Annotated in this window: 24 protein-coding genes; 2 read left to right on the plus strand and 22 right to left on the minus strand. The window is 44.8% G+C overall.

Going from position 1 to position 24,528, the window contains the following annotated elements; all coding sequences use genetic code 11:
* Positions 1 to 160: 160 nt before the first annotated feature.
* From opp4C to fabH, 8 genes are all read right to left on the minus strand, one after another.
* A complete protein-coding gene (opp4C, locus tag GXP75_RS03860; protein WP_003327591.1) occupies positions 161 to 1,075 on the minus strand; it encodes an oligopeptide ABC transporter permease in 915 nt (304 codons plus the stop codon).
* A gap of 18 nt (positions 1,076 to 1,093) precedes the next feature.
* The gene (locus GXP75_RS03865; protein ID WP_214917950.1) at positions 1,094 to 2,044 is read right to left on the minus strand and encodes an ABC transporter permease; all 951 of its coding nucleotides are present in this window, start codon (positions 2,042 to 2,044) and stop codon (positions 1,094 to 1,096) included.
* 71 nt (positions 2,045 to 2,115) lie between these two features.
* Positions 2,116 to 3,741, minus strand: a complete 1,626-nt coding sequence (locus tag GXP75_RS03870) for a peptide-binding protein (protein WP_242556166.1) — start codon at positions 3,739 to 3,741, stop codon at positions 2,116 to 2,118.
* 98 nt (positions 3,742 to 3,839) lie between these two features.
* Entirely contained in the window at positions 3,840 to 4,829 is a 990-nt protein-coding gene (gene appF, locus GXP75_RS03875) for an oligopeptide ABC transporter ATP-binding protein AppF (protein ID WP_003327594.1), read from the minus strand.
* Entirely contained in the window at positions 4,826 to 5,812 is a 987-nt protein-coding gene (locus GXP75_RS03880) for an ABC transporter ATP-binding protein (RefSeq protein ID WP_214917956.1), read from the minus strand. Before GXP75_RS03880 ends, appF begins: the two co-directional genes overlap by 4 nt.
* Before the next feature lie 189 nt (positions 5,813 to 6,001).
* A complete protein-coding gene (locus GXP75_RS03885) occupies positions 6,002 to 6,787 on the minus strand; it encodes a DUF2268 domain-containing putative Zn-dependent protease (RefSeq protein ID WP_214917958.1) in 786 nt (261 codons plus the stop codon).
* Between the two features lie 77 nt (positions 6,788 to 6,864).
* The gene (gene fabF / locus GXP75_RS03890; RefSeq protein ID WP_061571216.1) at positions 6,865 to 8,103 is read right to left on the minus strand and encodes a beta-ketoacyl-ACP synthase II; all 1,239 of its coding nucleotides are present in this window, start codon (positions 8,101 to 8,103) and stop codon (positions 6,865 to 6,867) included.
* Positions 8,104 to 8,124: 21 nt separating this feature from the next.
* Positions 8,125 to 9,063 carry a beta-ketoacyl-ACP synthase III gene (gene fabH / locus GXP75_RS03895; RefSeq protein ID WP_003327597.1) on the minus strand — a complete coding sequence of 313 codons (939 nt, stop codon included), beginning with the start codon at positions 9,061 to 9,063 and terminating at the stop codon, positions 8,125 to 8,127.
* A gap of 171 nt (positions 9,064 to 9,234) precedes the next feature.
* On the opposite strand from fabH, the gene GXP75_RS03900 reads away from it, so the two are divergent.
* Positions 9,235 to 9,462, plus strand: a complete 228-nt coding sequence (locus GXP75_RS03900; protein ID WP_003327598.1) for a hypothetical protein — start codon at positions 9,235 to 9,237, stop codon at positions 9,460 to 9,462.
* A 29-nt stretch (positions 9,463 to 9,491) separates the two neighbouring features.
* Here the strand turns inward: GXP75_RS03900 and GXP75_RS03905 are convergent, their stop codons facing one another.
* The 4 genes from GXP75_RS03905 to GXP75_RS03920 form a co-directional block, all read right to left on the minus strand.
* Entirely contained in the window at positions 9,492 to 9,683 is a 192-nt protein-coding gene (locus GXP75_RS03905; RefSeq protein ID WP_010788228.1) for a ComZ family protein, read from the minus strand.
* Between the two features lie 14 nt (positions 9,684 to 9,697).
* Positions 9,698 to 10,651, minus strand: a complete 954-nt coding sequence (locus GXP75_RS03910; protein ID WP_061571215.1) for a BMP family ABC transporter substrate-binding protein — start codon at positions 10,649 to 10,651, stop codon at positions 9,698 to 9,700.
* A gap of 89 nt (positions 10,652 to 10,740) precedes the next feature.
* On the minus strand, positions 10,741 to 11,316 hold the full coding sequence (locus GXP75_RS03915; RefSeq protein WP_242556281.1) for a hypothetical protein: 576 nt from the start codon (positions 11,314 to 11,316) through the stop codon (positions 10,741 to 10,743).
* A gap of 82 nt (positions 11,317 to 11,398) precedes the next feature.
* Positions 11,399 to 12,133 (minus strand): hypothetical protein, encoded by a 735-nt coding sequence (locus tag GXP75_RS03920; RefSeq protein WP_061571213.1) that lies wholly within the window; start codon positions 12,131 to 12,133, stop codon positions 11,399 to 11,401.
* Between the two features lie 259 nt (positions 12,134 to 12,392).
* Here GXP75_RS03920 and GXP75_RS03925 point away from each other — a divergent pair, with 259 nt between their 5' ends.
* Positions 12,393 to 12,581 (plus strand): YjzD family protein, encoded by a 189-nt coding sequence (locus GXP75_RS03925; protein ID WP_242556167.1) that lies wholly within the window; start codon positions 12,393 to 12,395, stop codon positions 12,579 to 12,581.
* A gap of 26 nt (positions 12,582 to 12,607) precedes the next feature.
* Here the strand turns inward: GXP75_RS03925 and GXP75_RS03930 are convergent, their stop codons facing one another.
* From GXP75_RS03930 to GXP75_RS03975, 10 genes are all read right to left on the minus strand, one after another.
* Positions 12,608 to 12,787 carry a YjzC family protein gene (locus tag GXP75_RS03930; RefSeq protein WP_003327605.1) on the minus strand — a complete coding sequence of 60 codons (180 nt, stop codon included), beginning with the start codon at positions 12,785 to 12,787 and terminating at the stop codon, positions 12,608 to 12,610.
* Positions 12,788 to 12,886: 99 nt separating this feature from the next.
* Positions 12,887 to 13,840 (minus strand): ornithine carbamoyltransferase, encoded by a 954-nt coding sequence (gene argF, locus GXP75_RS03935; RefSeq protein ID WP_242556168.1) that lies wholly within the window; start codon positions 13,838 to 13,840, stop codon positions 12,887 to 12,889.
* On the minus strand, positions 13,828 to 16,920 hold the full coding sequence (locus GXP75_RS03940; RefSeq protein WP_242556169.1) for a carbamoyl-phosphate synthase (glutamine-hydrolyzing) large subunit: 3,093 nt from the start codon (positions 16,918 to 16,920) through the stop codon (positions 13,828 to 13,830). The genes argF and GXP75_RS03940 overlap by 13 nt, the downstream gene beginning before the upstream one ends.
* The gene (locus GXP75_RS03945) at positions 16,913 to 17,974 is read right to left on the minus strand and encodes a carbamoyl phosphate synthase small subunit (RefSeq protein ID WP_242556170.1); all 1,062 of its coding nucleotides are present in this window, start codon (positions 17,972 to 17,974) and stop codon (positions 16,913 to 16,915) included. The genes GXP75_RS03940 and GXP75_RS03945 overlap by 8 nt, the downstream gene beginning before the upstream one ends.
* Positions 17,975 to 18,044: 70 nt before the next feature.
* Positions 18,045 to 19,202 (minus strand): acetylornithine transaminase, encoded by a 1,158-nt coding sequence (locus GXP75_RS03950; protein WP_061571209.1) that lies wholly within the window; start codon positions 19,200 to 19,202, stop codon positions 18,045 to 18,047.
* Positions 19,199 to 19,975 (minus strand): acetylglutamate kinase, encoded by a 777-nt coding sequence (gene argB / locus GXP75_RS03955; RefSeq protein ID WP_199680451.1) that lies wholly within the window; start codon positions 19,973 to 19,975, stop codon positions 19,199 to 19,201. Before argB ends, GXP75_RS03950 begins: the two co-directional genes overlap by 4 nt.
* 13 nt (positions 19,976 to 19,988) lie before the next feature.
* Complete coding sequence (gene argJ / locus GXP75_RS03960; protein ID WP_214917967.1) at positions 19,989 to 21,209, minus strand: bifunctional ornithine acetyltransferase/N-acetylglutamate synthase; 1,221 nt, start codon at positions 21,207 to 21,209, stop codon at positions 19,989 to 19,991.
* Positions 21,210 to 21,229: 20 nt separating this feature from the next.
* A complete protein-coding gene (gene argC / locus GXP75_RS03965; protein ID WP_242556171.1) occupies positions 21,230 to 22,267 on the minus strand; it encodes an N-acetyl-gamma-glutamyl-phosphate reductase in 1,038 nt (345 codons plus the stop codon).
* 233 nt (positions 22,268 to 22,500) lie between these two features.
* On the minus strand, positions 22,501 to 23,043 hold the full coding sequence (locus tag GXP75_RS03970; RefSeq protein ID WP_003327615.1) for an MFS transporter: 543 nt from the start codon (positions 23,041 to 23,043) through the stop codon (positions 22,501 to 22,503).
* Complete coding sequence (locus GXP75_RS03975; RefSeq protein ID WP_242556172.1) at positions 23,040 to 24,476, minus strand: FAD-binding oxidoreductase; 1,437 nt, start codon at positions 24,474 to 24,476, stop codon at positions 23,040 to 23,042. The genes GXP75_RS03970 and GXP75_RS03975 overlap by 4 nt, the downstream gene beginning before the upstream one ends.
* Positions 24,477 to 24,528 lie beyond the last annotated feature (52 nt).

Here is a 24,528-nt window from a genome sequence, read left to right on the forward strand (position 1 = left end):
AATTATTCCAATGAAAATGATGAAATATATAAGCAGCGGGCGACTTATTATTTTTTCAGGCATAATAAAAAGCAGATTCTCTATGAAGATAATCTCACAATAGAAACCTGCTTTTCATTTTGTTTTTGTCACTAATTCTGACATTTGTTTCGTTTTTCTTTTATTTAATATTTTTCGGATCAAGCGCATCACGCAGCCCGTCTCCGACGAAGTTAAAGCACAGAACGGTAATTAAAATAAATAGCCCGGGAAATAACGGGTACCACCACGCTTGAATCATGAGCGTGAAGTTTTGCGCATCCTGCAGCATATTCCCCCAGCTTGCGATCGGGGGCTGTATGCCGAAGCCCAGGTAGCTTAATGTTGACTCCGCTAAAATGACGCCGCCTACTTTAAGAGTAGCAGACACAATAATCGGTCCGAGGCTATTAGGCAAAATATGCGAAAAGATAATTTTGTAATTTCTTGTCCCGATCGTTTTTGCAGCTAATACAAATTCCCTTGAGCGGAGTGATAAGAACTCTCCCCTTACAAGACGCGCCGTTGTTGTCCACCCTGTTAATGAAAAAATCAAAATCAGTTTATCCATCCCCGGCTGGAATATCGTTACTAATGTGATCAGAAGAAAAATATCAGGAATGGATAGTACTACATCAACCGTTCTCATCAAGATGGCGTCCACAATTCCTTTAAAATATCCGGCAATCGCCCCAACGACCGTACCGATTGTAATCGCACCTATTACAGAAGCAAATCCTACAAGCAGCGATACACGTGCCCCATATAAGATTCGTGTAAAGATATCGCGGCCGAATTTATCTGTCCCCATCAGATTTTGAGCGCTCGGCGGCTTTAATTTATTGATAAGGCTCTGGCTTTCTGGTGAATAAGGCGCAACGAATGGCGCAAACACCGCCAGCAGAATGATAATCGTTAATATAAATCCTCCTGCTACAGCCAGTTTGTTTTTAAAAAACTTTTCAAAAAAGATTTTTGTCATTGTTTCTGGTTTTTCACGAATGTTTTCCTTCAGCTTAACCTCATTAGAGGGTGTCGCAGTATTTGGTTGTGACATGTTATCTCTCCCTCTCTGTTAATACTCAATACGCGGATCGACCAATGCGTATAAAATATCGGCAATTAAATTTCCGACGACTACCAAAACAGCAGAAATGACTGTCATTGCCATAATGACCGGATAATCTCTGGAAAACGCTGAATCTATAAATAGTTTGCCAAGTCCCGGCCAAGTGAAAATTTGCTCAACCACAACCGCTCCTCCAATAAACGAAGGAATCATCAAACCGAAGATCGTAATAACAGGAAGAAGTCCATTTCGCAAACCATGTTTAAAAATGACTTTATTTTCTCTAAATCCCTTCGCGCGAGCAGTCCGTATATAGTCCTGTTTCATTACATCAAGCATACTGGATCTGGTATATCTCGTAATGCCCGCCATATCAGCCGTTGCTAAAACAAATGACGGCAGAATCAAGTGATGAAGCCTGTCAAATATATTGAAATCCGCATTTAATGTGCCGACCCCGCCAGTGGGGAACCACCCAAGATTTACAGAAAGAAACATAATGAGGATTAATCCAAACCAGAAATTCGGTATTGCCAGCCCTAAAAATGAAGTAAACGTAATACCATAATCAAGTTTAGAATAAGGACGTTTCGCAGAAAGAACACCAAATGGTATCGAAATCAGAAGGGCGATAAAAGTTGAGAATATCATTAACACCAGCGTATTGGGCAGGCGCGAAAGAATTAATTCGGAAACAGGGGTGCCTTTTTTAACAATAGACGTACCAAAGTCGCCTTGAACCATATTTCCGAGCCATTTTAAATACTGAACAGGCTCAGGATCATTCAATCCGTATTTTTCAATAAACTTTGCTCTGTCCGCTTGGCTGATGGTCGGGTCCATCATCAGGGACATCGGATCACCTGGCGCCGCTTTCATAATAGCAAAAGACAATATGGTAATGCCTAAAAGAATCGGCAGAGACATTAATGTCCTTCTAATAACGTATGTAACCATACACTTGTCCCCTTTTAAAATAAAATGAGAAAGAGAAGGAAGAAATCCCCTTCCCTTTCTGGAAAATGCTATTATTTATCGAGCCACCATTTTTCAATGTGATACAAATCATTTTTAGGGTGGAATACATACCCTTGCATATTGGATGGAATCGCTCGGTGATAATTGTAATAGAATAAGAAACTGTACGGCTGATCTTCGGCTATCAGCTTATAAATTTCTTCATATTTCTTCTGATATTCTTTTCGGTCTGTAATGGTTTTAGCTTCTTCAAGAAGTTTATCGACCTCTTTGTTTTTATACCAAATATTATTTAAACCATTTTCTGATTGGCTTGAATGGAAGATGGAGTACTGATCCGGGAATGTTGCAAGACTCCAGCCCAGAAGCAACGCATCGTAGTCCCAGTTCGGAGCACTTGTTTGCTCAATCAGCGCACTGAATTCAACAATTTGCGGCTTCGCTTCAACGCCCACCTCTTTTAACTGCTGCTGGACTACTACCGCTAAATCTTCTCGAATTTTATTCCCCTGATTTGTTTTAATGGTGAAAGAGAATTTTTTTCCGTCTTTATCCAGGATGCCGTCTCCATCCGTATCTTTCCATCCAGCTTCTTTCAATAGCTTTTTAGCTTTTTTCTGATTAAAGTTAAAGGTTGGAATTTTGCCTTTAGGGTAATTCCAAGAAAGCGGGCTTTCCGGTACGTCTGCCACTTCACCGTCTCCGTTAAGCACTTGGTCCACCATTGCTTTGCGGTCAAGCGCATATGTCAGGGCTTGACGTACTTTTTTGTCTTTAAACAAGTCATTTTTTTGATTCCAGCCAATGTAGCTATAGTTAAGTCCTAGATCTGATTTAACCTTTACATGATCAAACGTTTGAACGGTCTCAAAATCCGTGCCCGGCACTACAAAGAAATCTACGTCTCCCGCTTTCAACTGGGCAACGGCAGCATTTGCATCCGGGATCGTTTTGACTGTTACGGTGTCTAGGTATGGTCTACCGCCATAATATTCGTCATTTGCTTCAAGTTTTACATAATCACCTTTTTTCCATTCTGAGAACTTAAATGGCCCTGAACCAATTGGATTTTTGCGGTTAAATTCGTTCTCGCCAAGTTCCGCAACAGGAACATCTCCTAAAATATGTTTAGGGAGTATTCCATAACTATCTAAAACGACGTTATAAAAATAAGCATCCTTTTTCTTTAGTTTAAACTCAATTTCGTAATCACCTTTTTTGGTTACAGATTTAAGGGACTCAAATCCCGACCCGCGTTCTCCATTGTAGTCCTTATCCAGAGGAATACTGTATGTGAACACAACATCATCTGCTGTCAGCTCTTTCCCATCGTGAAATTTAACACCTTCCTTAATTTTCACGTCATAGGTCAGACCGTCATCTGATTCAGTGACTTTTTCAGCAAGTGCGGGTTTTACATTTAATTTCTCATCCGTTTCTAAAAGTGTGCTGAAAATCATGCCTTCAATATCTGAACTTGAAACATCCGTTGAATAGAGAGGGTTAAACAAGGTAGGCTCACCAGTTGAGGCAACAACCAAGTCCCCGCCCTTCTGCGGTTTTCCGGCTGGTTTGTCTTCGCTGCTTGTTGATTTTGATCCTGAGCAGGCTGATAAGAAAATGGCCAGAACCATCAGTACACTTAGCATCGTCAGTGTTGTTTTTCTTACTTTCATCTTCATTTCCCCCTTTGAAATGTAAGTTGTCAGTTAGATCGTGTTGGTTATGTAGTACGCATACCCCCTCTCAAGTCTCGCTGCGCCGTGACTCTTCGTTAACCGTAAAGGTGACAGGCGACAAAATGGTTGGGAGCGGCTTCTTTAAATTCGGGTATTTGTTCTTTGCATATGGCTTTTGCGGCGGGGCATCTTGTGTGGAAAACACAGCCTTTCGGCGGATTCGCCGGACTTGGCAGTTCTCCTTTTAAGACGATACGCTCGCGTTTGACGGCTCCTTTTTTTCTTGTGACGGGTACAGAGGATAGGAGCGCCTGGGTATACGGGTGAAGCGGGTTATCGTAGAGCTCATGCTTATCTGTCAGCTCCATCATTTTACCTAAATACATGACGCCGACTCTGTCGCTGATATGCCGCACGACGCTTAAATCGTGAGAGATAAATAGATACGTCAGGTTAAACTCTTCCTGCAATTCTTCCATTAAGTTGATCACTTGGGCTTGGATTGATACGTCAAGCGCAGAAACCGGTTCGTCCGCTATGATCAGTTCCGGATTTAAAGTCAGGGCTCTCGCAATGCCGATCCGCTGCCGCTGTCCGCCTGAAAATTCATGGGGATAGCGATTGGCGAAGGATGGATGGAGGCCGACTCTTGCCAAAAGCTCTTCTACTTTCTCGTTTCGTTCCTTCATGCTGTACATATGATGGGTATTGAATGGTTCCTTAATAATGGATCGCAGGGTTTTTCTCGGATTTAATGAAGCGAACGGATCTTGGAATACCATTTGAATGTTTTTGCGGACACTTTTTCGCAAACTTTCCTCTGACAGGCTGGAAATATCTTGGCCTTTGAATAGAATCTGGCCTTCCGTCGGCTTGTAGAGTCTGATCATCGTACGTCCCGCTGTCGATTTCCCGCAGCCAGATTCTCCAACAATCCCGAGTGTTTCTCCTTTTTTCAAAGAAAATGAAACACCGTCAACAGCCTTTACATCACCGACTTTCCTTTGAAAAAAACCAGATCGGATTGGAAAATATTTTTTGACGTTTTTCAGTTCTAAGATTGTTTCTTCCTTGGCTGTTGTCATGTTTGGTCGGCACCCTCTTCCTCATATAAAAAACATCTCACAGAACGCCCGCTTGGATGGGCCAAAAGCGCAGGCTGATCCGTCCAGCATTTGTCCATTGCTTTTGAACATCTCGGGGCAAACCGGCAGCCCGCCGGCAAATTGTCCGGTGTCGGCACACTGCCTTTGATTGCATTTAATGTACCAATCTCTCCATCTATCACCGGAATCGAGGTAAGCAGACCTTCTGTGTACGGATGAAGCGGTTCTAAAAACAACTCATCTACTGTCGCATTTTCTACGACTTGTCCGCAGTACATGACGATCACTCTGTCGGCCGCCTCTGACACGACACCTAAATCGTGTGTAATGAGAAGGATAGAGGTGTTGAATTTTTGACAGAGCTCTTTCATCAGTTCAAGCACTTGGGCTTGTATGGTGACATCTAGTGCTGTCGTCGGCTCGTCGGCAATCAGAAGCTTCGGGTTGCAGCTCAGCGCAATCGCAATCATGACTCTTTGCCTCATTCCGCCTGACAGACGGTGGGGGTAATCCTTCATAATTTGCTCAGCCCTGGAGAATCCGACCATCTGCAAAAGTTCAATTGCTCTTTTGCGTGCTTCTTTTTTATTCATATTTTTATGGTAGATAAGCACTTCGGTAATTTGTTCACCGATGGTTAACACCGGGTTAAGGGAGGTCATTGGTTCTTGAAAGATCATGGATACGTCGTTGCCGCGGATTTTGCAATAGTCATTTTCGGTGTATGTCACAAGGTCCTTGCCTTCTAGGGTAATGGAGCCATCCATTATTTGTCCGCCGGAGCTTTGGACCAGGCCCATAATGGAAAGGGAAGTAATGCTTTTGCCGGATCCAGATTCTCCGACAAGCGCGACGGTTTCTCCTTTATTGATATGAAAATCAACTCCGTCTACTGCCGGGATCGGCTGCTTTTTTCTGAAAAAATATGTTTTTAAATTCTGCACTTCTAACAATGTGCTCATAATACTCTCCTTTCACCATCATGGTGTAAAATGTTTTAGAGAGAGAATAAACTTTCTATTCTGAAATCACAAAAGATATTGAATTGCCATAAAATTTTATAGTTGTATATTATTACAACACTTTTACAAAAGCAAGAATTTTTTAGGATAAATGTAATATTATTAATTAAATTCCAGACTTTTAACCTTTTAAAGCGTTGCTTCCAGAAAGGTTTCCGGCTCGATACTTATTCCATACTTGGTATTTACCTTTTTCTCAGTTAAATATTTTTTTACAATATTGAATCCGACTGCATATCCCAGCATGCTCGGATAATATCCTTTCCCAAACAGAAGCTGCGGGTATAATGCGCTTTCCCGCTTTAGATGAAGATGCGGCGCGATCTTTTTTTTGTAAAGCTGCTGAAGCTGGTCCTGTGTATAGTAAGAAGTCCATTCTGCGGTTTGGCTGCTGCCGAACCTCTCATAAACAGCATATTCTGCCAATCCTTCCATGATGATTGTATCAAGAAGTGTGACGTCTTTTTCTTGTTTTGTCATATGTTCTAACCGGCAAACGTGATGATATTCATGTGTCATTAAGGCCGAGACAGAGGAATTCGGAGGATCTGACGGGAGAAAAAGGAACATTTTGTCCCGAAAAGCAAGGCCTGATTTCGATCTGAACTCCAAGCGGATTTTCCGGTTGTGCTCGTCAACCGGCAGCACGATAATGGGTACATCCGGCCCCTCCCATTTCTTCATCAAACATTGCTCTTCCTTTTGGATATGGCGAAATACCCCTTTTTCTTCCAACAAATTTATTGTATTTTCGCCGTCTTTTAGACTGCGGAACATTCCGTGGTTTTGGAGGTGGCCGAGTATTGCTTTCCAGTCTTCTTTTGCGGCTCCAGAAAAGAAGGGAACAATGTGGCGGGACAAGTCATCTATAGAAGTTGAGGACTCGAACCAGCTATACGTTTTTTTTACACTCAAGTGAATCGCCTCCTTTTCGTATTCTATGCACGGCAAAAAAACCGGCTACCTTAATAGGCAGCCGGCACGTCGTGATGTTATTGATATTTTTTGAAGATCAAGGTCGCATTATGTCCGCCGAATCCGAGCGAGTTGCTGAGGACAACATTTAAGTCCTGTTTCCGCGCTGTATCCGGTACATAATCAAGGTCGCATTCTTCGTCTGGTGTTTCGATATTAATCGTCGGCGGAATGATTCCGTCTTTAATGGCCAGTACAGAAAAAATCGCTTCAACTCCGCCAGCCGCACCCAGAAGGTGGCCTGTCATTGATTTTGTGGAGCTGATCGCAAGTTTATTCGCGTGCTCGCCGAAAACGGTTTTAATCGCCATTGTTTCGTATTTATCGTTATAGTACGTGCTTGTACCGTGAGCGTTGATGTAATCAATCTCTTCTGGCGCAAGCCCTGCGTCTTTAATCGCTTCCTGCATGGCTCTTGCTCCGCCCTCACCGTCTTGAGCAGGCGCGGTAATGTGGTAAGCGTCTCCGGTTGAACCGTAGCCGACTATTTCCCCATAAATCTTCGCGCCGCGGGCAAGTGCGTGTTCAAGTTCTTCAAGTACCACGATACCTGCTCCTTCACCCATAACAAATCCGTCACGGTTTTTATCAAACGGGCGGCTCGCTGTTTTCGGATCCGGATTAGTTGAGAGCGCTTTGTTTGCGCTGAATCCCGCAAACGACATTCTTGTCAGCGGCGCTTCTGTTCCGCCTGTGATCATCGCGTCTGCATCACCGCGCTGAATGACTTTGAACGCGTCACCGATCGAGTTTGTTCCTGTTGCGCACGCTGTCACGGTACAAGAGTTGACCCCTTTGGCACCTAAAGCGATTGAAATTTGGCCTGTCGCCATGTCTGGAATCATCATCGGAACGAAGAACGGGCTTACCCGTCTCGGCCCTTTTGTTAAGAAGATTTCAAATTGTGATTCAAGCGTTTCCAGGCCTCCGATGCCGGAACCGACCCATACGCCGACTCTCTGCGCGATATCATCCGTAATCTCAAGGCCGGCGTCTTGAACGGCCATTTTAGCGGCTACCACAGCGTACTGTGTGAAACGATCCATTTTTCTTGCTTCTTTTCTATCCATATAATCTTCAACATTGAAGTCTTTCAGTTCAGCGGCTACTTTAGCCGGATATTCTTCTGAGTCAACACGTGTAATCGGACCGATTCCAGATACACCGTTGATTGCGTTCTTCCAGCTTGTCTCGACATCATTGCCCAAAGGGGATAATGTCCCAAGTCCTGTAACGACTACTCTTTTTTTATTCATTTTGTGCACCTCACCCTTTTTCTATCGGCCCCAGCGCAATGCAATGGCGCCCCATGTTAATCCTCCGCCGAAACCAACCATGACGACTACATCGCCGTCTTTTATTTTTCCGGCTTCCAACTCTTCTACGAATGAAATCGGTATAGACGCGGCAGATGTGTTTCCATATTTATGAACGGTTTTAGACATCTTTTCGACAGGAAGCTCCAAACGCTCGCGCGCCGCTTCCATTATGCGGATGTTCGCCTGGTGCGGAATGAGAAAATCGACATCTTCTTTTGAGAGGCCGGCTTTTTCAATGACATTCACGCTTGACTGACCCATTTGGCGAACGGCAAATTTGAATACTTCTCTTCCATGCATGATTGTATGTCCTTTTTCATCCAAGTACAAGTGCTGACCGCCTGTGCCGTCCGCTCCAAGCTCAAATGAAAGGATACCTCTGTCATCACTGACAGGCCCGACCACCGCAGCGCCCGCTCCGTCTCCAAACAGAACGGCAGTGTTGCGGTCTTCCCAGTCTGTAATGCTGGAGAGTTTCTCAACGCCTATGACGAGAACATGTTTATATGTTCCTGCTTCTATAAATTGTTTACCTGTGACAAGCCCGTACATGAACCCTGCGCATGCCGCGCTGATATCCATCGCACACGCTTTTTTCGCGCCCAGCTGTTCTTGAATCATGCATGAGACAGTCGGAAATGATTGATCCGGTGTGACGGTGGCAACGAGAATCATATCAAGATCCTCAGGCGCGACCTCAGCTTGTTCAAGCGCTTTTTTGGCAGCGGCAACAGCCATATGTGATGAATACGTATCCTCTGAGGCTATTCTTCTTTCTTCTATCCCTGTTCTTGTACGAATCCACTCGTCAGAAGTTTCAACCATCTTTTCTAAATCATGATTCGTCAAAACCTTTTCAGGGATAAAACGGCCCATTCCAAGTATTCCAGCTTTCATCGGGAAGACTCCTTTATATCTAAAATTTAGAAGATCAAACGTTATGATCAATTATTAGTATCTGGTACTAATCCTACCCTATTTTTTTTCTGTTGGCAATATATTCGTCTAATCTATCAGCGCTCTTCTCTCATAGATTATGTTATAAGGACGAAAAGGAGGCGTATATTGTTGGATGTATTTTCAAAAATGATGTTTGGCGATTCCGCAGAAAAAAAAGAGAAACAGGACGAAAAAGAAGCGGTTTCCCGTTCGGGCGAAGAAGAGACTGCTGAAGCTGTCGACTACATGCATGTCATGAACCAAATCGGCTCTATTATGAACTCGCTTGACCAATTAAAACCTGTTTTAAAAGATCTCGGCCCGATGGTTACCGCTTTAAAGAAAAAAATCATGTGAAAAGCCACTTCAATAAAAGTGGCTTTTTATTATTCATTTTCTGATTTTGCGTCGGACTTGCCAAGCTCGTAAGCTTCCGCCATCACCGTTGAAAACAGATTCATAAATGGCTGTATGGACTCGGCGGACAGCTCGATCCCCGATTTTTCCAGCTCCGCTTTTGCTTCCGGCAAATATTTCATAGCGATTTGCAAAAATTCAAGTGATTTTTCATGCTGCATTCGTATTCACTCCGTTACTCTTTTTTCGGCAGTTCATCTGTTTGATTATACGTTTTGATAAGAGCGGCAATTTTATCTTGGAAGGCTTTGTCGACAAGAGGACTGAATGTCCCCATTTCAACGACATGATCTTTAAAATCGAAATAGTGATCTCCGCTTTCCAAAGTGCCCTTGCTGTATTGCTCGGCTATGATGCCATAGGCCTTGTCCACATTTTGAACAGTGCTTGTCAAAACGGTATTCTCGCCCAGATCAGACTGGTCTGTGACATAGCCGATCGCATAGAGACCGTCTTTTTTAATTTGTTGAATGACAGGAACATTATACCCATCTCCGGCGGGATATACAACATCCGCGCCTTCCTCTTTTATCTTCTCGTAAAGCTTCACGGCCGTGGTATCGTCATCCCAGTGGTCTGTATATTTCGTATTGATGGTGATGTCCGGATTTTCATATTTGGCCCCTTTGATGAAGCCGTCTACTTCAGGCTGCCATTTAAAAGAAGCAATCACGCCGATTTGATTGGTTTTGGACATATGCGCGGCTGTCATCCCGCCGAAAAAACCCATCGCTTCTCCGTTAAGATGAACGCTTGTGACGTTGTCGGCTTTTGATTCCGCGTTAGAAACGACAAATTCCATGTCCGGGTAATCCTCACTGACCAGATTAAACATTTCTTCGTATTCACTGCCATGGCCAAAAAGAAGGTTTACCCCTCTCTTATGGTAATCTTCAATGGCGTTTAATATATCCTCATCAGTCTTAACGCCTTCTTTATAATAGACGTCGACATTATATGCAGATTGTATACTTAGTAAACCTTTATACCCTTTTGTTCCCCACACTAGATCATTGATGGTATCGGGAAAGAGCATACCGACCTTCTCAATTTTTCCTTTAAACGGAGTTTGTCCACATCCGCTCAGTAACAGGAGGACAGAAAAGATCATGACAAGCCTAGTGATCATGTCATGTTCAACCCCTTTTGCAAGCTATAACATGTATATTCCATATACGTTTATTGTATCTGGAAAGCTCGAAACATGGAAGGTATTTCTTAATATTTGTCGAATAATGATGAAAATTGTCTTTTCCACTCGATGATTTTTGTTTTTGCTTCCTCTTCCGGCGTTTGTTCTTCGACTTGCAAATGAATAACCTTACTCCTGTCCTTCTCGGTGTCTGACACAAAATAGTTCCTCAGGTGATCAGCCACGTCTTCAACGAAAAAGCTGTTTTCCTTTTTTTCTTCTTGATCTTCTTTCCATGGGCCATACATCCTCGGAAGAATAATGCAACTTGCCGCATCATTTTTCACTTCTTCTTCCCACTTCTGCCTGTCATGCTCATAGACAAGTATATAAACAGTTTCGTTTTTGAAGCTGTCTGCAGAAAAATCGCCGCTCTCATATTGGACACAGACTTTATCATATTGTTTGTCCCCGATATTCTTTAATTGGCGAAAGTGTTCGTTTCTTCCGAGCCACATCAGCCGTTCTTCCAAATAGATTCGTCTATTTTCATTATCCGGATTTGCCAAGATGACATCAACGTCATAACCTTCATCCATCATTCTTTCGCATAATGAAAGGCCGAAAAATTCATCTGCACCAATAATCAGCATTGAGTCCATTGATCTGCCGCCCTTCTTGTTTTTAATATTCAGCAAAGCAAAACAGCCCTCGGTAAAGAGAAGGCTGCTGTTATTGTATTCACTATAATTCTTTTTCATGCCTGTGAAAGAAGTTACAGATAGATGTGTAGATTCTGGTCGGGTGCTCAAATAAATGGAATGTGATATCCACCGGGCAGCCTGCCTTTTTTTGCGTGTCCTTGTAAACTCCCGCATGCATGCTGTATGGGTAAGGCGCTCCGGTCATCCGCTGCCAGATGTGCACAGGCAGCCGGCTTGGATAGCCTTTTATCGTTTTATAGCTCCGTGCGGCCGCTTCTTTTTCTGTTATTCCGTAGCTTTCAGCTGCTTCTTTTAAGAATTGTTTGTAGAAAAATTTGTTTTCTTTTTCCGATTCATAATGTGCCTGAAGATCGAGACAAGGATTCAGCATCGCTGCTGAACGGATGTGGTCCGGGGAAAAACGAAGCAGTTCATCAGCAACGAGGGCGCCCATTCCGTCTGCTAATATATGAATCTTCTGATTGAGGATCTCCTGCTTTAACACAAAGTGGATCAGCTGTTTGGCATACGTGACCGCTTTTTCTGCGCCCCAGTGCCTTCCGTACAAATTGCTGTTAAAAATCGTATATCCTTCTTCCCTCAGCATATTCAACAGCTGATTTCTCCCATAATGCTGAAGCCAAAAGCTGGTCTCATCACTGACGAAGTGAGTCCGGTCTCCCAATATAAAGATGCCGAATCCGTTCGGCCGATACGGCAGATGAATGACGTTTTGCTCCGATCCCATTTGAAAATATCTTTCCGTTAATCCCATCGCCTGCCCGCCTCCTTTCGCAGCTTCATCTCACGCTATACTATGCTATGTAGAAAGAAACAAAACGAATAAGGTAAAGTCCTAGTGATGCCTTGAATTGGCTATTATACCAATAGACGATATTTATTTTTATTTTACCATTAAAATGAAGATCAAGCAGAATGATGAAATGAAGAAGGGCATTAAAATTAACTTCCTACTCTACTTTATATATGGTATGATAACCTTTAGAATAGAATGAGAAGGACGAGGTGGAAACGTGCGATTTATTGTTGCTTTTATTTGGACGTTCCTTTTATCACATATGGCTTGCTACTTGATCGCCTCTATGAACAGAGCCGAGTATAACGTGACAACATCTTCTGTTATCGCTGTTATTATCACAGTGCTGGTTATTGTTCTCGGCGAGATGCTTCCTATGAAGAATGAAACAAGCCAACAGCCGTAAAAAAACCTGCTTATGCGCAGGTTTTTTTACGGCTTTCTTTGGTATGTCCATAGCCTGTTATGATTCGATGTCTCAGGAAACATGTCTCCTGCCGTCAAATGAATTTTTTTCGGGTTTTTCACCATGCTTCCTGTTTCGCCGATTTCTACATACGCACCGTTATTAGGCGCTTTTTGCCCAGGTCGGAATTGATGCTGCTGTCCCATTGTATCCCTCCTATAGCTTTTTGTTGTAGTATGCGTCTAAATATCAATAATATGTCTCATAAAAAAACTGCTAAGGAATACTCAGCAGTTTTTTTGTCTTCATCCTTTGTAAAGGATCGCCTTCAGCAAGGCTTTTTGGACATGCAGACGATTTTCAGCTTGTTGGAATACCGCGGAATTGGGACCGTCAATAATCTCTGCTGTTACCTCTTCTTCGCGATGGGCAGGCAGGCAATGCAAGAATGTATAGTCAGGTTTTGCATGTTTGACAAGTGATGCATTCACCTGGTAAGGCGCAAAAACCGTCAGACGTTCATTCGTTTCCGCTTCCTGCCCCATGCTTGTAAAAACGTCGGAATAAATCACATCGGCCCCTTTTACGGCTTCGACCGGATCAGCAGTCAGCGTTATAGAGGAACCGGATACGCCGGCATACTCTTTTGCAGCATTGGCCGCTTCTTCAAGAACCTCATAGCCCTTCGGCGAAGCGATTGAGACATCACATCCCATTTTGGCGCAGCCAACCATAAGAGAATGGGCTACATTGTTCCCGTCACCGATATAGGCGACTTTTACACCCTTGAGTTTCCCTTTGATCTCTTTGATCGTCAAAAGGTCTGCCAGCGCCTGACATGGGTGATATTTATCTGTCAGCCCGTTGATTACAGGGATATCCGCATGCTCGGCAAGCTCCTCGACCGTTTCATGCTCAAATGTCCGGATCATTATCGCATCCACGTAGCCGGACAGCACTTTCGCTGTATCTGCCACAGTCTCGCCGCGCCCAAGCTGGAGATCTTTCTGGCTTAAGAAGAGCGCGTTTCCGCCAAGCTGCGCCATTCCCGCTTCAAATGAAACACGCGTCCGCGTTGAAGACTTTTCAAAAATCATCGCAAGTGTTTTTCCTTGAAAAATCGGCTGGATTTTGTTTTGTTTCAAATCGGCGGCTTCGGTGAGCAGAGCGCTTATGTCCGACTCGCTGAGGTCTTTCAATGTTAATAGGTCTTTACCGAACAAGCTGGTTTGTGTGTCTCCAATATTCACTGTGTGCATGGTGCCACTTCCTTTTTATAAAGATCTCTGAGAGAAACAGGCCGATGATGCCCGGAGCCGCTGTTTAAAAACGCCCGGACGGTTTCCGCTTCTGTGAAAATCGTTACGCCGTGTGTCATTGCTTCTACCCGCTGCGTACGCGCTTCTTCAGAGTGATTCAGATTAATGTGGACTGCTTTATCTTTCTGTTCGATCCATGCGGAAAATGGACCTTCGTATACTGAGAAGCCCGCGTTTTCCGCAAGGCTCTTCAAGTTGTCATTCCCGCCTTCTAAGAAGATGCTTCCTTTTTTCTCCCAGAGGCCGGCATAGATTTTTTTCATTGCGCTAACCGCATCAAACGCGACACACATGCCTTCGCCTGTCGACTTCATTTCCGGCCCGAGCTTTACATCCACATCCTGTATGGCATGTGAAGAGAATACCGGGAATTTCACTGCCACACCATGCTGATTTTGAACTGATGGGTTTACATCCTTTAAGGACGCTCCTGCTAAAAGCTGTGTGGCGAGCGGGATCATCTGAACGCCCATCACCTTGCTGACGACCGGAACTGTGCGGCTTGCTCTCGGATTCACTTCAAGAACAAGAATGTTCCCATTGTCTATAACAAATTGAATGTTCATAATCCCTTTAAACGAAAGTTTTCGGGCGATTTTTCGGGCTGCTTTTTTCATGCCTTGTTCTTGTTCAGCGGTAAGGGACGGCCCCGGCAGAACGGCAAAGCTGTCGCCGGAATGGACGCCCGCCCGTTCAATATGTTCCACGTATGTCGGAATAAAGACTTCTTCACCGTCAGAAATTAAGTCAAGCTCCACTTCTTTACCCGAGATATATTGATCAATTAAAATCGGGTACGGCATAGCGTTTTCGTCAACAAGCAATTGTGAAAGCGCCTCTTCTGACTCAACGATCATCATTCCCATTCCGCCGATGACGTAGGATGGCCGGATTAGTACAGGGTAGCCGATTCCCTTCGCTTTTTGCACCGCTTCTTCTTTGGAATAAGCTGTTTCACCTTTTGCATGTGCAAGCCCAAGCTCATCGAGCAGCTTATAAAATTGGTCCCGGTCTTCTAAGGCGTCAAGCGTCTCAAACGATGTGCCGAGAAGAGTGATGCCGGCTTTCTCAAGTTCTTCTGCTGCATTGATTGCCGTTTGCCCTCCGAATTGCACGATGGCAAAATCAATGTCTTCGTGCTCCACTACATTTAAAATATGCTCTATCGTAATCGGTTCAAAATAAAGGCGGTCCGCAATTTCATAATCAGTGCTCACCGTTTCAGGATTATTGTTGATCATAATCGTTTCAAACCCGAGCTTTTGCAAGGTAAGGACTCCGTGGACGGCGCTGTAATCAAATTCTACTCCCTGGCCGATACGAATCGGGCCTGAGCCGATAATAAGGGCGCGTTTCTTTTCTTTGCGGCTGACATCCCCGTCGCTTTCGCCAAAATAGGTCGAATAAAAATAATTGGTTTTCGCATCAAACTCAGCGGCGCACGTGTCGACGATTTTATAAGACGCGGTAATTCCCGCCTTCTTCCGCAGCTTGCGGACTTGTTCTTCTGTTTTCCCGGTAAGGGATGCAATCGTGATATCTGAAAAGCCTTTTTCCTTCGCTTTTTTCAGCAGATCAAAAGAGATGTCACCGCCTTCTTCCATCATGCGGTTTTCCAGCTCAATGATTTTGTGAAAGGCATGCAGGAAAAACGGGTCAATCTTGGTTTTTTCATGTATTTCTTCTATTGAAATACGACGGCTTAAAAGCTCCATGACAACAAAAAATCTGCGGTCATCTGGGGTAATAGCTAACTCCCACAGGGCATCTGCAGACAATCCGCCAAGTTCCGGAAGGTGTGTGCCGATGTTTTTCAACTCAAGGGAGGCCGCCGCTTTTTGAATCGCCGCTTCTAAATTTCGTTCAATCGCCATGACTTCGCCGGTCGCTTTCATTTTGGTGCCGAGTGTGCGGTCGGCATTTTTAAATTTATCAAACGGCCAGCGCGGGAATTTCACAATGACGTAGTCAAGCGCCGGTTCAAAGCTCGCATAAGTCGAACCTGTGAGCGGATTTTTCAATTCATCAAGTGTATAGCCGACTGCAAGCTTTGCCGCCATTTTTGCAATCGGATATCCGGTCGCTTTTGACGCGAGTGCGGATGAACGGCTGACGCGCGGATTCACTTCAATGACATAATATTGTTTGCTCAAAGGATCAAGCGCAAATTGAATGTTGCAGCCTCCGACTACGTCAAGAGCTGAAATGATGGTCAGGCTCGCCGTACGCAGCATTTGATAATCTTCATCTGTCAGTGTTTGTGATGGTGCGACAACAATTGAATCGCCTGTATGGACACCGACCGGATCAATATTTTCCATGTTGCAGACGGTAATGCATGTATTTTTACTGTCACGCATGACTTCATATTCAATTTCTTTAAAGCCGGCGATGCTTTTTTCGATCAGGCATTGATGGATTGGGCTCGCTAACAGCGCCTGCTTAATCAGAGGAAGAAACACCTCTTTTGAAGGGGCGATCCCTCCACCTTTTCCGCCGAGTGTATAAGCAGGTCTGACAATGACCGGAAAGCCGATCGTTTCTGCAAAGCGCAGGGCATCTTCTTCGTTATCGACAATTTCACTGTCAGGCACAGGCTGATTGAGCTCCTTCATAAGCGAGCGGAATTTTTCCCGATCTTCTCCTTTTTCAATCGTGTCGACCGATGTGCCCAAAAGCTTCACTCCATTCGCTTTCAGCACTTCTGCTTTTTCGAGCTCAACTGCGAGATTTAAGGCCGTCTGTCCGCCTAAATTCGCTAGCAGTCCGTCCGGCTTTTCTTTTTTGATGATCTCCTTCAGGCTGTCTGTCGTCAGCGGCTCAAAATAGATTTCATCTGCGAATGCCTCGTCGGTCATGATGGTCGCCGGGTTATTGTTAACGAGAATGACCCGGTAGCCTTCTTCTTTCAGCGCCATGCACCCTTGAGTGCCTGAATAGTCAAATTCTGCGGCCTGGCCGATGATGATCGGGCCGGAGCCGATTACTAATATGCTTGAAATATTGGTGTCTTTAGGCATGAGCGATTTCTCTCCTTGCTGGTGTTACATTCTTTAAATAATCATCAAAAATCCATTCGCTTTCAGCCGGGCCGGGGTGGGCTTCCGGATGAAATTGGACACTCATGACAGGAAGCTTCTTATGAGAAAGCCCTTCGACAGATGTGTCATTTACATGGTGAAATCTGATGGACAGTTCTTGATCATTAATTGAATTTTCATCAACCACATAGCTGTGGTTTTGGCTTGTCATAAAGACCTGGTTCGTTTTGCGGTCAATGACCGGATGGTTTGCGCCCCTGTGCCCGAACGGCAGCTTATACGTATTTCCTCCAAAGGCAAGCGCGATCAGCTGGTGGCCGAGACAAATGCCAAGTGTCGGAAAGCGGCTGACGATGTTTTTGATTTGATCCATATACGGCTTTATGGCTTTCGGATCGCCCGGTCCGTTTGATAATACGATGCCGTCCGGTTTGATTTGATAAACGGTTTCCATTTGTTGATAAGGAATGACGGTGACCTTGCAGCCTCTCTTCACCAAAGCCGAGGCGATTGATTTTTTATAACCGAAGTCAATCAAGGCAATATGCCTGTTTCCGTCTCCCTCCGTGGTAATCTGTTGGGCGGAAGCCTGATCCGCCACGTTTCCCGGCTGTAAAGAAAGCACCGCCTCCGTTTTGGATGTCGTTACCGCTGCGCTCATAGTGCCTTTCGTGCGGATTTTTTTGACAACCGCGCGTGTATCAACATGGGACAACAGCGGGATGTTCCATTTGTTCAAGTACTCCTTGAGGCTGTATACCGCTTCATGATGAGAAAAATGCTCACACGCTTCATATACGACCGCGGCTTTTATATGGGGCTTTTTGCTTTCAAAATCGTTCTCGTTAATCCCGTAATTTCCGATCAGCGGGTACGTGAACACGATAATTTGCCCTGTGTATGATGGATCTGTCAGCACTTCCTGATAACCTGTCATGCCGGTGAAAAAAACAGTCTCACCCGTGCAATTTTCGTTTCCGTCCAGCTCCCCGCTGAATGACGTTCCGTCTTCTAACACTAAATAACCTTCCATCTCAAAGCCCACCTCTTGATGAATAATTAATAATAATTTTGTATTTTTATGCTTTCGTAGGTAAAAAAATTTATCGGTTTACAGCAGTATGCTGAGCAATCGCTTGTTTGAGTTTGCCAACGGCCGACGATAATTCATCTTTTGATACAGTGAGCGGCGGAAGCAAACGAATCACATTCGGTCCGGCCGGCAATACGAGTAAGCCTAATGTCTGCAATTCTGAAATGATATGAGAAACCGGTCCGTCACACTCAATCCCAACCATTAACCCTTTTCCGCGAATCTGTTTTACAAACGGGCCGTTCAGCTCTGTTTGTAATAGCGAGAGCAAGTATTCCCCTTTTTCCTCCGCCTCTTGGAGAAATTCAGGCTGGAATACAATTTGTAATGTCGCATTGACGGCCGCCATCGCCAGCATATTTCCTCCGAAGGTCGTTCCGTGAGAACCGGGAGTAAAGGCGTCTGCTAATGTTTTCTTGCCGATCACCGCTCCGACCGGAAAACCGTTTCCTAAGCCTTTCGCCACTGTAATAATATCCGGTGAGAGGCCGAAATGTTCGTAAGCAAAGCCTTTTCCTGTCCGCCCGATTCCAGTTTGGATTTCGTCAATGATCAAAAGCGCTTGTTTGTCGCTGCAAAATGTCTGTACGGCTTCTAAAAAGTCAGCGTTTGCCGGATTCACTCCGCCTTCTCCCTGAATTGTTTCAAGCATGACTGCGGCGATCCCTTCCTCGTCTTTAAGCGTTTCAAAAGCGGATGGATCATTGTAAGGCAGGTAATGAAAACCTTCCAGCATCGGTCCGAAGCCTGTTTTGATTTTGTCCTGTCCGGTAGCAGCCATCCCCGCATATGTCCGTCCATGGAAGGATTGGAGAAATGTGACGATTTTTGTTTTGCCGGTCGCTTTTCTCGCCAGCTTAATCGCTCCTTCATTCGCTTCCGCCCCGCTGTTGCAGAAAAACACAAGATCTCCGGCACTATGAGCGGCAAGCTGATCAGCCGCTTCCTCTTGCAAGGCGTTTTGAAAAAGGTTGGAAACATGCCATACGCTGTCGAGCTGTTGTTTGACCGCTTCCGTCACAGCCTCATGGCAGTGGCCCAGATTGGAAACGGCGATGCCTTGGATAAAGTCCAGATATGTTTTTCCATTTTCATCCTCCGCCATCGTTCCTTTTGCTTTCTTGATATCAATATCCCAACGGCTGTAGGTTTGAAATAAGCTGCTCACGAAACCGCCTCCTTTTCCTTCACGATTTTGGTTCCTTGAAATGTTTTGCCTGAGAAAAATGAACCCTTCCCGTTTACAATCATGACTTCTTTTAATTGGCCTGATAAAGCGGATAAGGCTGATTTGACCTTCGGAATCATTCCGCCTGAGATAACCCCCTGCTCAATTAATTCGTCAATCTCCTGCGGTGAAAGGATATCAAGCCGTTTTTGTTTCTTCATGATTCCTTCAACATCTGTAACGTACATAAGCTTATCGGCTTTGAGCGCTTCCGCTACCGCGGATGCCGCGAGATCTGCATTAACGTTCAGCGTCTTATAATCACTTGTCATCGACAGCGGCGCGATCACCGGGATGATGCCTTCTTCCATCAACGCGTTGACTATCGTTGTATCGACCTGTTTAATAGCTCCGACTTCGCCGTATGTGTACCGGTCAAGATAGTCCGCCTGAAGAAGTCCGCCATCCTTGCCTGATACGCCGGCAGCCTTCAGCCCGTTTTTAGCCAGCTCCGCCACGAAAAATTTATTCACGACACCTGACAGCACCATTTCGGCAACTTCTAAAACCGGCTTTGTTGTTTTCCGCTGTCCGCCCACAAATTCTGTCTGGATGTTTAATTTTTTCAGCATATCTGTAATTTCCGGGCCGCCGCCGTGGACGATGGCGATATTCCAGCCTGATTGCATCAATTCTTTTACATTATGAAAAAATTCGGCGGAAAGCTCCCGGATGACGCTCCCCCCGCATTTGAAAACAATTGTTTTATCCATTGCGCTCCCCTTGTTATGTGCGATAGCTCGCATTGATTTTGATATAATCATAGGTTAAATCACAGCCCCATGCTCTTCCGTTCCCTTCGCCTTCACACAAGCGGATGACAATTGTAATCTCATCTCCGCTTAAGTATTCCTTCGCCTTCGTTTCTGAGAATGGCTGGGGCTCGTTGTTTTTAAACAAGCACTGTCCGCCTAGAAAAACCTCCACTTGCTCTGCCGTCACACTTGCCGTACTGTGGCCAATCGCTCCGATAATGCGCCCCCAGTTGGCATCCGTCCCGTAAACGGCGGTTTTTACAAGGCTTGAACCGACTATCTTTTTGGCGATTACGTTTGCTTCAAGATCGTTCTTCGCGCCTTTTACTTGGGCCTCGATCAGCTTCGTCGCACCTTCACCGTCTCTGGCAATGTCTTTGGCAAGATCTTCGCAGACCAGTAAAAGCCCTTTTTTAAATAATGGCCACTCATCGTGCGCTTCGGTGAGGCATTCATTTTCCGCACAGCCATTTGCCATGACAAGCACCATATCGTTCGTTGAAGTTTCTCCGTCAACCGTAATTTGATTAAAGGAGACATCTGTAATCTCACGAAGTGCGTTGTGCAGCGCTTTTTCTTCCACAGCCGCGTCAGTTGTGACAAAGCCGAGCATTGTCGCCATATTCGGATGGATCATGCCTGATCCTTTCGCCGCTCCCCCGATCGTGACCTTTTTATCATCGATTGTGAGTTCGTAACAGGTCTGCTTCATTACTGTATCTGTCGTCAAAATCGCTTCTTCAAAATCTCCGAAACCCGCTGGCGTGTCTTTCAAAAGCTTGATCCCCGCCTGGATTTTTCCCATATCCAAATGCTCTCCGATCACCCCTGTTGAGGAAACGGCGACTAGTTCAGGGTCTACATTCAGCAGTTCGGCACAGTCTGCGCGCATATTGTAAGCATCCTCCAAGCCTCGCTCTCCGGTGCAGGCGTTGGCAATGGCGCTGTTCACAATGACCGCTTTTAAGTCTGAGCCTTGTTTTAAACTGTCCTGAGTGACTTTGATCGGCGCGGCCTGAAAGTGGCTTTGTGTGTACACAGCCGCGCTTGTTGCAGGCGTTTCACTGACGATGACGCCGAGATCCTTCTTTGAATAGCGCAGACCGCAGTGCACGCCCTTTGCTTCAAACCCTTTCGGCGAAGAAACGCCGCCTGTTACTTTTGTGATATATTCTTGACTCAACTGAATCATGGTTCGATTTCTCCCCTGTTCTATGGATAAATTGGCGTCATGGTAAGCCCTGTTTCTTCCTTCCAGCCGTTCATAATATTTAAATTTTGGACTGCCTGCCCGCTGGCGCCTTTCATTAAGTTATCAATCACTGATACGACCGTCACCCTGTTTGTTCTTTCGTCAATGGTTATGCCGATATCACAAAAATTGCTGCCCCACACTTCCTTTGTTGCCGGAAAATGTCCTTGGGGCCTGACTCTCACAAAATATGAATCTTGGTAAAATTCCGAATACAGATTTTGCAGATCATCTCCTGACATATTTGTCGTTACCTGTGTATACATTGTCGCCATGATTCCTCTCGTCATTGGAACCAAATGGGCGGAAAATGTGATATTCTCCATTGCCGGATGCCATTCTTTTAACAGCTGTTCAATCTCCGGCGTATGCTGATGCTCGTTAACCTTATAAATTTTAAAATTGTCGTTCAGCTCGGAAAAATGAGTTCCCATAGAGGCTTTTCGTCCGGCTCCCGAAACACCCGTCTTTGCATCAACGATTAAAAAGGATTCATCGAGCAGCTTGTTTTGTACAAGAGGAGCGAGACCGAGCAAAACGGCTGTCGGAAAGCAGCCCGGGTTTGCAATCAGCTTTGCTTTTTTAATGTGTTTTCTGTTGATTTCAGATAAGCCGTATACCGTCTCTTTAATTGTCTGTTCCGGCGCGGCCGTCCGTTTATACCATTTTTCATATACCGCAGACTCTTGTATCCTCAGGTCACCGGAAAGATCAATAACCGGAATTCCCGCGTCCGCAAGCTGCGGAGTCAGTTCACTTGATACACCGGGAGGCGTCGCAAGAAACATCACATCTGCTTCATGTTTAATGGTATTCATATTAATTGGCTGCAAGGTTTGATGCACCAGACCGCTCAGATGCGGATATGTCTCACTATATGCATTTCCCTGCCCGCTCGATGAATAAAGTATGCATTCTTCTGCATGTGGATGATTTTCAAGAATCCTGACAAGTTCAGCGCCCCCATAGCCTGTAGCGCCTACAATACCTATTTTCAAACAAGTTCACCTTCTTGGTTTTTGTGAAATTATTTAACATTATAACATGAATAAAAATTAATTCAATCGTATATTTAATATTTTTATTCATTTGAAAATTTTCTGTTCATTAAAAAAACCCGCTGTAAAAAACGGGCTTCCGACTATCATAAAATCACTAATTCTTTCTTATCGCAACGGCTATCTGATGGAACAAAAATGACCCGTCCTTCATGAGGGCCGGGTCATTCATTTCACTCTCGGTTTTGATACAACATCAGCCCGCTCACAAAGAAGACAATTGAACTGGCGTAAAAGATAATATGCACTGTAAAGAAATCTGCAAGAAAGCCGCCCAGTATAATCGCAGCCGCGGAAAAAACGGCGGTCCAAAAGTGATAGCTGCCAATCTTTCTTCCGCGTTCTCCGCTATCTGTATAGTCGGCAATAAGAATTTTTTCGCCATGCTTTTGCATAGCGCCAAGCAGACCTAAGAGAACTTGCACAATGTACACTTGAGAAACGTCGGAGATATGCGGGAAATATAAAAGAAGCACCGCCATTCCCCAAGAGTTGGCCATAAGAAAATAACGGTTATCCACTCTGGCCGACAGCCTGCCGAGCAGCGGATGAATAAGCGCCCCGCTCAGACCGAATAGGCCATAAGACAAGCCGAACTGTGTATAACTGGAACCGATGTTTTTAATAAACAAAATATAAAACGGAAAGATTAAACTGCTGGCGAAAAATACGCTGCTTTGGGAAAGAATCAGCCATTTCAATTTGTTGTGTTTCATGGTTTGTACCTCTGATAAAAGTAATTCATAAACCGCTCATCCGGGTCATACGTTTGTTTTTTGCGAAAAAATGCTTCGCTTTTTGGATATGCCTCTCTCATTTGCGCCTTTGTCTGATACGTCATGTATGGAAGGTAATAACTTCCGTGATGCTTTAAGGCAACGTCTGTCATGCTTCTGATGATACGTGCGGTATCAGCCTGCTCTTCTTTAGAAAAGCCCTCATTGATTAACAGAACGAGCGAAAACATATCATCTTTCGCATAAGACAGATCGGCTTTTTCATTTTTTTGCACATACCGGATCGTAATGTTCAGGAGATTGAAGTCTTCATGCGACAATGTTTGCCTCAGATCATCAATGTAGGACGAGTACTCTTTAACCGGGACAAAATATTCTTGCAGGACGTCTGTATTTTCATTGTTTTCGTATTCGAGAAATTCCGATTCAGACCGCATCACGTTATTTCTTGTGATGATCGTTCCGGTTTGTTTCAGGAAATAGGATTGCTGCGTGCTCCACAGCCAATTCTTGCCCCAACCATACCGCCGTGACAGGCCGAGCGCGAATTTTGTCAGCTCTGTATGCTCATCTTCTTTTAATTCGTTGTTCGATTTGATTTCATCCTGATCATCAGCCAATAAGTAATTCGTCACGTACATATCTTGCAGGAACCCTTTTTCGCCTGTCGCGATGCGGGCTAAATGCATGCGCACATCGGGATTCCCCTTCACCTGTTCTCTAAAATAATCGGCGTATGTCTTATAATTCATTTTCTCGGTTTGCATCTGATACAGCTCGTCATCCGTCAACTCAAGCTCAACATCAAGAATCACGCCAAATAGCCCGTATCCTCCGATGACCGCGGAAAACAAGTCATCCTTCGGAGTAACGGTGACGATGCTGCCGTCCGCTTTTAAGAGCCTGAATGATTTGACCGTATCTATGAGCGAGCCGTAGCGAATATCACGTCCGTGGGCGTTGGCGCTGAGCGACCCTCCGATGGTGAAAATGTTTTGTGACTGCATGACTTTTACGGCGAGGCCGTATGAATTGACGTATTTCTGTATGTCATTCCAAGTCGCTCCGCTCTGGACCCTGATGGTTTTTTTCTCTTTGTTGAATGCTAAGATTTTATTATAGTTTGTCATGTCGAGAACGATGCCGTCCTCATAATATGTATGGCCGCCCATGGAGTGCTGGGTACCTGCAATTGAAATTTTTATGTTTTTTCGATTGGCCTCTTTCACCGTTTCGATCAATGTTTCCTCTTCTTTCCCTTTGACCGTTTGCTTAATTTTCATCGGGAACAGGCGGCTGACATCGGTCATGCCTCCTGCCTCTGTTTTCTGGCCGGAATGGACAAAGTACGCAAACAGGGCCGCATATACGCCGAGGCAAAGGACAAAGGCAAGCGTTTTTTTCTTCTTCATGGCACTCTCCCTGCTTTGTTTGCGTTAAGTATACCATGATTGCGCACTCATT

The sequence above is a fragment of the Bacillus sp. HU-1818 genome, from assembly GCF_022695965.1.
Classification (GTDB): Bacteria; Bacillota; Bacilli; order Bacillales; family Bacillaceae; genus Bacillus; species Bacillus atrophaeus.